Raw genomic sequence first — 12,640 nt, 5'->3', positions numbered from 1 at the left:
GTCGGAGATAGTTCTTCCGACATGTTTTTATTTAAGAAAAAGCTGTTTTTAAACGGTGAAGTCCTTCCATAAGTAAGTCATGAGGGCAGGCAATATTCATACGGACAAACCCTTCTCCACCTGGGCCGTATTTAGGTCCTGGCTCTAATCCAAGTTTCCCCTTCTTTACAAGCTTTTGCTGAATGTCCTCATCAGTTAAGCCGAGTTGACGACAATCTAGCCAGATTAAATACGTCCCTTCTGGTTCAATGACATTAATATCAGGCAATTCCTTTTCTATAAAACTTTTTACACTCTGGATATTTTGTTGTAAATAAGAGAGTAAAGCTTCTAACCAATCTGCTCCATAAATATAGGCAGCTTCCATACCGATCATTCCAAAAATGGATAACTGATGGAAGCCTTGTTTTGCTTGAAAATCTGCAAATTTCTTCCTTAATGTCTCATTGGGAATGATAAGGGCTGATGCTTGCAACCCAGCAATATTAAAAGTTTTCGTTGGTGCAATACATGTAATCGTCTGATCTCGCAATTCTTCACTTAAGCTGGCAATAGCCACATGTTTTTTTGGCTTATAGACTAGATCCGCATGAATTTCATCCGATAGGATTAAACAATCATAAGCGATACATAGGTCTCCGATCTGCTGTAAATCCTCTTTTGACCATACATTCCCTCCTGGATTATGAGGGTTACAGAGAATAAACATCTTCGCCCCTTTTTTAAGTTGTTGTTCAAAATCATCAAAATCAATTTTGTAATGTCCATTGACAAGCTTTAATGGAGACCGTAAAACTTTACGATGATTACTTTCAATGACATTTGTAAATGGCGGATAAACAGGGGTATGTATTAATATATTGTCCCCTTCTTCTGTATAGGTCTGTACAGCCGCTGCCAAGGAAGGAACCACACCGCTATTGTATAATATGGATTGCAGGGGAATATCCCAGCCGTGATGTGCACTTACCCAATCCTTGATTGCTTTTGGTAAGGATGGGGAAGCAAATGTATACCCATAAATTCCGTGATTTAAACGTTTTTGAAGTGCATTTGTTACCTCTTTAGGCGGTTTGAAATCCATATCTGCGACCCACATTGGTAGGACGTCTTCTTCTCCAAAAACCATTTTGGTCATTTCCCACTTCACTGATGACGTATTTTTACGATCAAAAATTTCATGAAAATATTGATTTTCCAATTCTATCCCACCATTTCTTTATTTATCGATTTCTATCTATATGATAAGATATGTAAACATAAATGAAAAATAATTAGGTGAATGTATAATGAATACACAACAAATGAATCTTTTGTTAGTAGATTGTTTAAATGATTGGGACCCGTTTCATGTCGGTACTGGCAATTACGATACGGAAATTGCGGATATCCTCCAAATGGTCCAAACTGTTGACGATACTGATGAATTAGCCCGTTATATCCAAGCAACCTATGAATTCTCTTTTGATGAAGTAATTCCTCTCGATCAATGTAAAAAATATGCAAATAAGCTCCTGGTGATAAAAAGTAATAGTTCCTGCGAGATTGAATGAAGGAATAAAAATGATCTCAATCCATTCATTCTCTTTTTTTCTGTAAGTATTGTTCGATAATTGCTACAATCTCCTCAGGTTTTTCTTCGGGAATAAGATGTCCTGCTTGTTTAAGGATATGTAATTCACTATGCGGTAGATCTCTCTGTAACCTTTGACCGATAGAGAGGGGGACTACCTTGTCCGCCTCTCCCCAAATGAGTAAACAAGGAGTGATAATTGTTTTTAATAAGTCCTCATCCAAATCTCCCTCCCGGTCACGTATCATTCTCGCTAAAGAATAGAATATATCCTTGTTTAAAAAAGGTTCTAAATAACCATTCCTCATGGCATCATCAATCATTTCTTTATCATAAACAACGTTGTTTAAGTTTTTTTCTACCCCTGATTTTTCAAGATACTTTTTTACAAAAAGAGAAAAGAAAGGGAGGCGACTTGCGTAAACATACTTTGCCGGCATTTTCGGTAGATAAGAAGAGCTGCATAATAAGACGACAGCCTCAAGCAGGTCAGGTCTTTGATGAGCAATGTTTAGGCAAATTTGTCCTCCCATTGAATGCCCGACCATCACCATTTGTTGAATAGATAATTTTTCAAGAAGTAAAATAACCGATGAAGCAATATTTTCATAAGAGTAGGTAAACTTTTTCGCTTTTCCGCTATTCCCAAATGGGGGAAGGTCAATTGTGAGTACTGTATTTTCTTTTTGTAGCAATGGTATGAGCTTGCGAAAACTAAAGCTGGAAGAAAGAAACCCATGCAATAATACAAATGATCGTTTAGGGGTTGGGTGTGGGTAATATTCATAATAAAAGTCATTTCCATTTAGAAGCATTTTTTCGTTTGGCAATGGTTGTCCTCATTTCTTTACGGTTATGTAAGGTGTTGCTCTTAAGTCATATCATTCATGGCCATTGCTTACAAGGAGAAACACTGTATTTGCGACAAAAAATAAAAATAGGCAATCCTATAACAGATTGCCTTCAACAAAGGGGGAATTCTAGAAAGACTTACAATACAAGCCTTGCCGAAAATCTATATGTTTATACGTAAGAATGGAAACTATTTTCATTAAAATCCTGTTGATGAAGCATCGTATGATGGAACTCATTCTGATTTTGAAGGTCAACTTGTTGGTTTGTAATAGTTGATACTGGGATGTCCAATATTGTACATAGCTTGAGGATTGTTAGCGTATCTGGGGTGGAACTACCTGACTCATATCTTTCGATTACTGCCCTACCTACCCGCGCTTTTTTTGCAAGTTCTAATCTTGTTAACCCATGTTGTTCACGGACTAAGCGAATATTTTCACCAATGTGATTCATTTTTATCACCCCTTCTATATTTAATTTTACCACCATTTAACTTTTTCACTCGTTAATTGTGTGAACATTTCGTTAATTAATTATGGCTATTTATTGACTATCCATTTAACTTTTGATATTAGCAATAGAGTATGATATAATTTTTTATTGCGTATATAAACGATAAAATATTAATAATTAGGAGTGTTCCCATGTCAGAGAAAATTGAAGTAGGCAGCGTGATTACTGGTAAAGTAACAGGTATTCAACCTTATGGTGCCTTTGTTGCATTAGATGAAAATACACAAGGACTTGTTCACATTTCAGAAGTTACTCATGGCTTCGTTAAAGATATTAATGAACATTTAAGTGTTGGAGATGAAGTGCAAGTAAAAGTACTTTCTATTGATGAAAATGCTGGAAAAATCGGCCTTTCTATCCGTGCAACACAAGAAGCGCCAGCTCCAACAGAAAAAGAGAAAAAACCTCGCAAACGCCCAAATAATCCTGTAGCGCAAAAAGTAGAGGATAATGGTAGCCAAGGTTTCAATACACTAAAAGATAAGTTGCAAGAGTGGATTGCACAATCTGAACGTGAAGATTTAATTAAAAAATAAGCTAGTTCAGCTTCAGGTAGAAGACACCGGGAAATTCTCGGTGTCTTTTTTGTCGAAACAAAGAATCATTTCGTTCATCGGAAGAGAGAATATAGAGAATCATTTGTTTTATTTTTTAAAATAAATAAAAAAAGATGTATTCTTTGCAATCCTTAGTAAAAAAAATGATAATAACAAAAAAGGAAGGTGATAGAATGGAGAATTTTACATTTTGGAATCCAACGAAATTGATTTTTGGTAAAGGTGAACTAAGTAAATTAAGTGAAGAGATTTCTCCTTTTGGCCGTAAGCTGTTGGTCGTTTATGGTGGCGGAAGTATTAAAAGAAACGGTCTTTACGATCAGGTGATGAAAGAGTTACAGAAAATGGATGCAGAAGTGTATGAACTAAGTGGGGTGGATCCAAATCCTCGTGTCTCTTCTGTGCGTGAAGGTGTCAATATTTGCCGCGAGAAAGAGATTGATTTCATTCTAGCTGTTGGTGGAGGAAGTGTCATCGATTGTACAAAAGCCATTGCTGGAGCAGCGAAATTTGCTGGTGATGCTTGGGAAATGGTGACGGATAAAGTAAGAGTGGAAGAAGCTATTCCATTCGGTACCGTACTTACAATAGCTGCTACCGGTTCTGAAATGAACTCAGGGGCGGTCATTACGAATTGGGAAACACATGAAAAATTGTCTTGGGGAAGCCCTGCTGTATTCCCTCAATTTTCTATTTTAGATCCAACACATACATATTCAGTACCAAGAGACCAAACAATTTATGGCATAGTTGATATGATGTCTCATGTACTTGAACATTATTTCCATTTAGAAGAAAACACGGACTTTCAAGATCGTATGTGTGAATCTCTCTTAACAACGATAATGGATACAGCCCCGAAACTAATAGATGATTTAGAAAATTATGAGCACCGTGCAACCATTTTATATAGCGGTACCATGGCATTAAACGGCATTCTCAATATGGGTTATAGAGGAGACTGGGCAACTCATAATATCGAACATGCCGTATCAGCAGTCTATGATATTCCTCATGGTGGCGGTCTGGCCATTTTATTCCCTCATTGGATGAAGCATACATTACATGCAAAGCCTGAGAGAATGAAACAATTAGCAATAAAAGTGTTTGAAGTCGATCCAACAGGCAAGACAGATGAGGAAGTCGCATTAGAAGGAATTGCCCGTTTAAGACTATTTTGGAACAGTATTGATGCGCCAGAACAATTATCAGATTATGGTATAGATGATAGTAAGCTAGAAGATATGGCAAATAAAGCCGTTTATAATGGTCCTTTTGGTCGTTTTCAAGTATTAGATAAAGAGGATGTTCTTTCAATCTATCGTTCAGCATTATAAGTAAGAAGCTCTCGTGAAGCGAGAGCTTTCTTTATAGGATCTATGGGATTGTTGAAAAAGATAAAAGAATTAATCTGTTTATAATATAATTCATGCACTAAACCTTATTTTGGAAATGATTAAACGATTAAAATGGTTGTTCAAACCGCCATTGGCAAAGACTGATTCTTGAAAAATTCCTTGTCTTTCGATAAAGTGGTAGAGGACTATTGATTCATGAATTACATAAGCGGAGGAAAAACGATGACTCATATACAGTTTGATTATACGAAAGCGTTCAGCTTTTTTGGTGAGCATGAATTATCATATTTAAAGGAAGCGGTAACAGCAGCGCATACCGCTATTAAAAGTAAAACAGGTGCAGGTCATGATTTCTTAGGATGGGTAGATTTACCGCAAAACTATGATCGCGAGGAGTTTGCAAGAATTCAACAGGCAGCAACAAAAATCAAGGAAGATTCTGATGTTCTTTTAGTAATCGGAATTGGTGGTTCTTACCTTGGCGCAAGAGCTGCCATTGAGATGTTACAACATAGTTTTTATAATGCTCTTTCTAAAGAAAAACGAAACACACCTCAAATCGTTTTTGTTGGCAATAATATTAGCTCTAGTTATATTCATGATGTCATCGATTTACTAGAGGATAAAGATTTCTCTATTAATGTGATTTCCAAATCTGGAACAACGACAGAACCAGCGATTGCCTTTCGATTATTCCGAAAAATATTAGAAGAGAAATATGGCCTAGAGGAAGCGAGAAGACGGATTTATGCTACTACTGATAAAGAAAAGGGCGCTTTAAAAACATTAGCGAATGAAGAAGGCTACGCATCATTTATCATTCCAGATGATGTTGGCGGAAGATTCTCTGTGTTAACGGCTGTAGGCTTATTACCAATTGCAGTGGCCAATATTGATATTACTCAAGTAATGGAGGGGGCTGAAGTCGCTCGTAAAGAGTTAAGTTCTGCCAACCTTGAAGAAAATATCGCTTATCAATACGCAGCTGTCAGAAATATTCTTTATAATAAAGGAAAAACAATTGAAATGCTTGTTAATTACGAGCCGGGGTTACAATATTTTTCTGAATGGTGGAAACAATTATTTGGTGAAAGTGAAGGAAAAGATCAAAAAGGTATTTATCCTTCATCTGCCAACTTTTCTACCGATCTCCATTCACTTGGGCAATATGTGCAAGAAGGTAGAAGAGATTTATTTGAAACGGTTATTAAAGTGAAGAAACCACGACATGAAGTGAAGATAGAAAAAATAGAAAATGACTTGGACGGCTTAAACTATTTAGCTGGTCAATCGGTTGATTTTGTGAATCATAAAGCATTCGAAGGGACAATGCTTGCCCATACAGATGGGAATGTACCTAACCTCATTGTAACGATTCCAGCAATGGATGCATTTACTTTTGGTTATCTTGTTTATTTCTTTGAGAAAGCTTGCGCTATTAGCGGATATCTACTTGGTGTGAATCCATTTGACCAACCTGGTGTGGAGGAATATAAAGTAAATATGTTTGCTTTGCTTGGGAAACCAGGTTTTGAAGAGAAGAAAAAAGAGCTTGAAGAACGCTTGAAATAACGAAATAAAATAAAGAATGAACTCGCACGGGGTGGCGAGTTCATTTAGTTTTGAAATGATTTCTAATGGAGATGTTGGTATCAAAGGTCTCTCCTAAGATGAACAGTTGACCTAAGAATGTGAATATCACGTTAACCATTGGTCCTTCCATCGTACTTGCCAACACCATAAAAATGATTCGCTTATTTAAACATGACTAGTATCTGATTAGAACTTATTCTATCCATCACACGATAACCAGTTTCTGAAAATGTGGCAATCCCTTCATCATTCGGTAAACAGTAACCATCAGTTGAACAACTACCATCATCAGTAACTAATAATTGACCGAGTAGACCAACGGTTACCCATTCTTCACGTCTGCTTCTTGGTATATAAGATTGTTGTGAATCGTATGCTGGGTTTAGTTTTGGTGCTTGTCGCATTAGCTTTGCGAGATTCTCATCATTTGGGTCAATTGGGATTTGTTCATATTGAATGCGGCCCCATTGATCCTTTAGATATTTATTATGCCAATGCAGTTCAGCGGCATTACCCTTAATGGCAGGAGCAGCACTTGTAATGCCCAAAATATAAGTGTCATTGCTAGTTGCTATTTTCACCTTTTTACCTTGCAATGTAGTAAATCTACCTGGTGTAATGCTGTTTCCATCAATCGTTTCAAACATTTCAGCATAGTCAGCGCCATTTTCATGAAGTGTGCCATCGATATATAAATCTCCTGTAGATCCTTGGAGTAGCGCAGCTAAACCTCTGCTGTTAGCACTTGTTCCGTTGCCGACATGCCAAGAGTAATCGTCTGTTGTTTCTCCATATAGGCCCATTATGTGCGAGCCGATGTTTGTAGCTATGTTCTGAAATCCTTCTGCATGAGAAAAGACACCTTGGGCTACATTATTTTGTCCCTCTACATGAGCAGCTTGCCCCGTCGCGTTATTATTGACACCCTCAGCATGTGAGGCATTCGCTGCAGATTGGGTATTTAATCCTTCTGCATGAGCACCTGTACCGCTTGCAGTGGTTCCGTAACCTTCAGCATGCGAACTATTACCAGAAGCAGTATTAGGTAAAGAAGCGTTACTTGCATTCACTCCACCTTCCACATGGGCTCCATAACCAGAGGCGACATTATTGAATCCTTCTGCATGTGCATAGTTCCCACTCGCGGTGGTTCCGCTTCCTTCAGCATGGGAATAATCCCCGCTTGCTAGCGTTGAATATCCTTCAGCATGGGCGCTTATCCCTTCTGTTCTTGTAAGAGATCCTTCGGTGTGCGAAGCGTATCCTGCTGCTGTCGTTTCAATTCCTTCTGCATGGGTAAAGGCATTTGAAGCAACAGTTGAACTTCCTTCTGCGTGAGAAACATAGCCGCTTGCTTGGGTAAAAAGGCCTTCCGCATGTGCAAAACTATCGGATGCTACACTGCTACCACCTTCTGCATGGGAAGTGGAGCCAGATGCAGTCGTTAAATATCCTTCTGCATGAGCGTAAGAATTATTTGCAACTGTGTTTCTTCCTTCTGTGTGAGAAACAAAGCCACTCGCTTCGGTGTCCATTCCTTCAGCATGAGCGGTTTCGCCAGAGGCGGTATTTCTTACCCCTTCCGCATGCGTGTAATCACCACTAGCAGTTGTTGTATTCCCTTCTGCATGGGCACTAAGACCACTGGCTGAGGTGAGTGTTCCTTCCGCATGTGCTTGATTGCCACTTGCAACCGTTTGGTGGCCTTCTGCATGAGCAGCATATCCAGAGGCTTCGGTTGTATTTCCCTCAGCGTGTGCTGTTTCCCCACTTGCAACAGTTTCAAACCCTTCTGTATGAGAAGCAGATCCGATAGCTCTAGTTGAGTTCCCTTCTGCATGAGAAGCATCACCAATAGTAGTTGTACTAAACCCTTCCGCATGAGAAGCAACGCCATTTGCTTGGGTAGAGCTTCCTTCTGCATGAGAAGCAACACCGAGCGCAGAAGTAGTCAATCCTTCCACGTGACTTGCACTTTCTGCAGCTTGCGTATCTATTCCCTCAGAATGACTAGCTTCCCCAGTTGATAAAGTGTTTAGGCCTTCCGCGTGAGCAGCTAATTCCATGGCAGCGGTATTAACGCCTTCCGCATGACTAGCTTTACCAGCAGAAATAGTTTTGAATCCTTCCGCATGAGCAGTATCACCCGTTGCCGAATTACTAGAACCTTCCGTATGAGAGGCAGCTCCACTAGCTGAAGTATTATACCCTTCCGCATGAGAGGACTCACCTTCAGCAGTGGTTAAACTCCCTTCCGCATGAGCAGCGTCACTAACAGCAACGGTTTGAAACCCCTCCGTATGGGCCGTTGTACCAATAGCATTAGTTTGGCTCCCTTCCGTATGAGAAGCGACTCCAGTAGCTAATGTTTCAAATCCTTCTGCATGGGAAGCATTACCATCAGCAGTCGTTGAATTCCCTTCCGCGTGAGCAGCCTCCCCGTTTGCAACTGTATTTATTCCACCTGCATCAGAACAGGCACCATTCGCATTGCGATTGCATTCTGGCATTGATAAATCACTCCTTCCATACTGGTAAAAAAATAAAAACTTTTTGGGCATATAAAAATAAAACAATTTGTATACATTTTCCCTGGGTTCTGCTATTACTTTATGAGTTAAGATCCTATCCCGATTGTGTGTTTGTCCCTTTAGGTTAGTTATTTATCTCGAATGAATAATTGGGTAATTATTTGGAGTAAATGAGATTCTCCTAAAAGAAAGAAGTGAAAAGGGCGAGTATTAGTGAGAGGGGAAATGGTAAAACTAAGCGCAAATATGATGATGAAAGGAATGAAAGCAATGAGAGAAATTCATTCTAATATCGAGGGAAAGCAATATCACTTGTTTAAACTAGAGCAATTATTAAAACCAATGGGTTATACAATCGGAGGAAATTGGGATTACGACCATGGTGCGTTTGATTACAAAATTGATACGAACAATGGGTATCATTTCTTACGTATACCCTTCAAGTCCATAGATGGTCAATTAGATACGAGCAATTGTACAGTAGAATTGGGAACACCTTACCTCTTGTCACATATTTACGAGAGCAATATTGATGAAAATAATGCCAATATCGGTAATTTCTCTGCCTCATTTAATCAATTTCAATCACCAGTTGATAAAGACGGAGAAGTTACCGAAAAATACGTAGCTATAGGTCACGAACTTGTTGGAGAATTAGAGAGGATTTTAGAATATTAATTTTTTATTGTAATAAGCAAGTCCTCTGCCTGAAGTGAAAATGGGTGAGGGGGGTGAATAATCATCTCATCTCCCCGTTTGACACCAAGAATCAATATATCTTCATTCATTAAGTTAATGCTCACATCACGAAAATTGGCCCCAATATGGTCTGTCAATACGGGCTCAATCCCTAGTCTCCTTTGATCCATTTGCCTTAGTAAACTGAGAAATGCAGTAACCATTTCCCTTGAAGTAAGACTACTAATCATGACAAAGCTTGTTAATAAGTTCGTTTGCACGATTTCATCTGCTCCTGCTCGTTTCGCATTTTTCATCTGTTCGGTAGTAAGGACTTCAACAATACAAGGCAAAGCTGGATTCAACCCTTTAATAGCAATTAAAGTCAAAATACTGTGCATATCTGCTTGATGTTCATCTTTGTTTTGATCAGCTGTAATAATCAATTGTCTAGCGTCCATCACACTTGCTTTCATGAGCACATCATCTCTTTGTGGATTCCCTTTAACGAAATGAAGGTTTTCATGGGGCAGTGGATTTTCCTCCAATGTTTCATCGATTAATGTGACGGGTACGCTATTAACATAGCTACAAATCGTTTTCAAAATTTCTCTCGAACGAGCATTCCAACCAATGACAATAATATGATCATGGTCTTTAAATTGAAAATTCCCCTGAATATAGTCATTTTGCTTAGCGACAGCGGCAGTAGACAATGCGACGAAATAAGAAGCAATAAAACCTGCTCCTGTCAAAACAAGGACAATTCCTGCTATTCTACCGACAACAGAGTGAGGAACATAGTCACCATATCCAACAGTTGATGCAGTGATGACAGCCCACCAAATACCGTCAAACCAAGTGGGAAAACTATTTGGCTCTAATAAGTGAACAAAACCGCCAAAAAGGATAATTGTCATCAGTGCCATGATGAGTATACGAAAGACCAATGGTAAGCGAGTGAAATAAGAATACAGATAATGTGGCATTTTATAAACTCCCCTAGAAAATAGTATTATTTAGTATAGGTGAAAAAACATTTTCATAAACGATTTTCACCAATAAATGAAAAGGGAAGAGAGGAGAAAAAGAATGAAAGTATTAGTAATAGGAGCGAACGGGCAAATTGGTAAACAGGTGATGAACAAATTAAGTAAATCAACCGGTGATACACCTGTAGCAATGGTAAGAAAAGCAGAACAATTAAACGATTTTAAAAACAGTGGATTGGAAGCAGTTCATGCATCATTAACTGGTACAGTGGATGAATTGGCTACGGCTATGCAAGGATGTGATGCTGTTGTCTTCACAGCAGGATCAGGAGGTCACACTGGATATGATCAAACATTGCTCATTGATTTAGACGGTGCAGGTAAAGCTATTGAAGCCGCAGAACAAGCCGGTGTTTCTAGATTTGTGATGGTTAGCGCCATACATGCGAATGACAGAGAAAAATGGACTGCAATCGAACCATATATGGCAGCTAAACATTATGCTGATAAAATGTTGATGAATAGCTCATTAGACTACACAATCGTACGTCCTGGTGGCTTATTGAATGAACCAGGCATAGGGAAAGTGCAGGCATCTGCTTCTCTCGAGAGAAATACGATTCCACGTGAAGATGTGGCTGCAACAATCGTTGAGGTCCTACATAATGATCGGACCATTCATCAATCATTTGACCTCGTTACAGGAGAGGAAACGATAGACGAGGCGCTAAAAGGGATTTAGGAAAAATACTGAGACATGGATAGGTAAATAAAATGAAACTAGAGCAAATTCTAATAGAGAATTTGCTCTAGTTTCATTTGGAAACAATACTTCATAAATTGTATGTAATTTCCACACAAGGATTTTTGTTCTTCATATAAGTATTTCATTTCTTTGATAAAAGGGACGGAAAATTTCTATTATATAAAAAGCCTACTGTTGGTGCTGTTCAAATATTTATTTTTCATAGATAATATTCTTTTAAGTACTTTATGAAGGAGAGGAAACAATGAGCATACGTTCATTTATCCCATTATTCGTTTTATTGAGTTTGTTAGTTAGTTGTTCAAAAGGAGGGGAACCCCCATTAACAGAGGGAAACGAAACAAATGAATATCAGGTTAATAGTAACTATTATAAAGAGGCAGAAGGGAAAACGGGAGATGAATTAAAAGCAGCGCTTCATGAGATTATAGATGATCATAATGAACTCACTTATCGTGAGGTATGGGAAGCGTTAATGGTGACGGATGAAGATCCCCAAAACCGAGATAATGTGATTTTATTCTATAGTGGAAGATCGCAAGACAAGGACTTAAAAGGTCCAGATGCAGATGACTGGAACCGTGAACATATTTGGGCAAAATCTCATGGTGGGTTTGATACTAATCCAGGTGTAGGAACAGACCTGCATCATTTAAGGCCGACAGATGTAAGTGTAAATGCTTCTAGAGGAAACTTAGATTTTGATAATGGTGGACAAGAGCATCAGGAAGCAAAAGGTAATTATTATGATCATGATTCTTTTGAACCTCGTGATGAAGTGAAGGGGGATCTTGCCAGAATGCTTTTTTATATGGCAGTTCGTTATGAAGGCGATGATGGTGAACTAGATTTAGAATTGAACGATCAAGTCAATAATGGGCGCACGCCTTTACATGGGAAGTTATCCGTTTTGTTAGAGTGGCATAAAGAGGATCCTGTAGATGAAAATGAACAACGTAGAAATCAATTAATTTATGAAGAATTTCAAAATAACCGCAATCCTTTCATTGATAACCCTGAATGGGCATTTGATATTTGGGGTGATAGTAAGTAGAAGAGGAATATGTAGGTCTGGTAGAACTGTAGAAACGTATACAGTTCTACCAGACTTTTTTTAACTTCACGAGAAAGATTGCAAAGCTCATTTTAGCCTTAAACAAAAATGAACTTTAATTGAAAAAAATAAGCCATTTGTATCAAAAACAATATTGACAGTTGATTTGT

At 38.4% G+C, this 12,640-nt stretch carries 12 protein-coding genes; 7 read left to right on the top strand and 5 right to left on the bottom strand.

Annotated elements, in window-relative coordinates:
- Nucleotides 1–31 precede the first annotated feature (31 nt).
- Entirely contained in the window at nucleotides 32–1,201 is a 1,170-nt protein-coding gene (locus H9655_RS18960) for a MalY/PatB family protein (protein WP_191816817.1), read from the bottom strand.
- 88 nt (nucleotides 1,202–1,289) lie between these two features.
- On the opposite strand from H9655_RS18960, the gene H9655_RS18955 reads away from it, so the two are divergent.
- Nucleotides 1,290–1,553, top strand: a complete 264-nt coding sequence (locus tag H9655_RS18955) for a DUF1871 family protein (RefSeq protein ID WP_191816816.1) — start codon at nucleotides 1,290–1,292, stop codon at nucleotides 1,551–1,553.
- Between the two features lie 25 nt (nucleotides 1,554–1,578).
- Here H9655_RS18955 and H9655_RS18950 read toward each other — a convergent pair whose 3' ends face one another.
- Together H9655_RS18950 and H9655_RS18945 are read right to left on the bottom strand one after the other, a co-directional pair.
- Entirely contained in the window at nucleotides 1,579–2,403 is an 825-nt protein-coding gene (locus H9655_RS18950) for an alpha/beta fold hydrolase (RefSeq protein ID WP_318245521.1), read from the bottom strand.
- 193 nt (nucleotides 2,404–2,596) lie between these two features.
- Nucleotides 2,597–2,881, bottom strand: coding sequence for a helix-turn-helix domain-containing protein (locus H9655_RS18945; protein WP_191816815.1), 285 nt, complete (start codon nucleotides 2,879–2,881; stop codon nucleotides 2,597–2,599).
- Nucleotides 2,882–3,072: 191 nt separating this feature from the next.
- On the opposite strand from H9655_RS18945, the gene yugI reads away from it, so the two are divergent.
- The 3 genes from yugI to H9655_RS18930 all read left to right on the top strand — a co-directional run bounded on the left by yugI (nucleotide 3,073) and on the right by H9655_RS18930 (nucleotide 6,428).
- On the top strand, nucleotides 3,073–3,477 hold the full coding sequence (gene yugI / locus H9655_RS18940) for a S1 domain-containing post-transcriptional regulator GSP13 (protein ID WP_095372077.1): 405 nt from the start codon (nucleotides 3,073–3,075) through the stop codon (nucleotides 3,475–3,477).
- A 194-nt stretch (nucleotides 3,478–3,671) separates the two neighbouring features.
- Nucleotides 3,672–4,835, top strand: a complete 1,164-nt coding sequence (locus H9655_RS18935; protein ID WP_191816814.1) for an iron-containing alcohol dehydrogenase — start codon at nucleotides 3,672–3,674, stop codon at nucleotides 4,833–4,835.
- A 243-nt stretch (nucleotides 4,836–5,078) separates the two neighbouring features.
- Nucleotides 5,079–6,428 (top strand): glucose-6-phosphate isomerase, encoded by a 1,350-nt coding sequence (locus H9655_RS18930; RefSeq protein WP_191816813.1) that lies wholly within the window; start codon nucleotides 5,079–5,081, stop codon nucleotides 6,426–6,428.
- Nucleotides 6,429–6,610: 182 nt separating this feature from the next.
- Here H9655_RS18930 and H9655_RS18925 read toward each other — a convergent pair whose 3' ends face one another.
- Complete coding sequence (locus tag H9655_RS18925; protein WP_191816812.1) at nucleotides 6,611–8,959, bottom strand: peptidase G2 autoproteolytic cleavage domain-containing protein; 2,349 nt, start codon at nucleotides 8,957–8,959, stop codon at nucleotides 6,611–6,613.
- Nucleotides 8,960–9,250: 291 nt separating this feature from the next.
- Here H9655_RS18925 and H9655_RS18920 point away from each other — a divergent pair, with 291 nt between their 5' ends.
- Nucleotides 9,251–9,658, top strand: coding sequence for a YugN-like family protein (locus H9655_RS18920; RefSeq protein ID WP_191816850.1), 408 nt, complete (start codon nucleotides 9,251–9,253; stop codon nucleotides 9,656–9,658).
- Here the strand turns inward: H9655_RS18920 and H9655_RS18915 are convergent.
- Nucleotides 9,655–10,674 carry a potassium channel family protein gene (locus H9655_RS18915; RefSeq protein WP_341069826.1) on the bottom strand — a complete coding sequence of 340 codons (1,020 nt, stop codon included), beginning with the start codon at nucleotides 10,672–10,674 and terminating at the stop codon, nucleotides 9,655–9,657. The two genes, H9655_RS18920 and H9655_RS18915, sit on opposite strands and share 4 nt — an antisense overlap.
- A gap of 76 nt (nucleotides 10,675–10,750) precedes the next feature.
- On the opposite strand from H9655_RS18915, the gene H9655_RS18910 reads away from it, so the two are divergent.
- Together H9655_RS18910 and H9655_RS18905 are read left to right on the top strand one after the other, a co-directional pair.
- On the top strand, nucleotides 10,751–11,392 hold the full coding sequence (locus H9655_RS18910; protein ID WP_191816810.1) for an SDR family oxidoreductase: 642 nt from the start codon (nucleotides 10,751–10,753) through the stop codon (nucleotides 11,390–11,392).
- 268 nt (nucleotides 11,393–11,660) lie between these two features.
- Nucleotides 11,661–12,470: an endonuclease I family protein gene (locus H9655_RS18905; protein ID WP_191816809.1), complete on the top strand. Its 810-nt coding sequence runs from the start codon at nucleotides 11,661–11,663 to the stop codon at nucleotides 12,468–12,470.
- Nucleotides 12,471–12,640: the final 170 nt, after the last annotated feature.

It is taken from the genome of Cytobacillus stercorigallinarum, assembly GCF_014836495.1.
Lineage (GTDB): Bacteria > Bacillota > Bacilli > Bacillales > Cytobacillaceae > Cytobacillus > Cytobacillus stercorigallinarum.
Note: the sequence above shows the minus strand (reverse complement) of the source record. Positions and strands in the feature narration are given on the sequence as shown.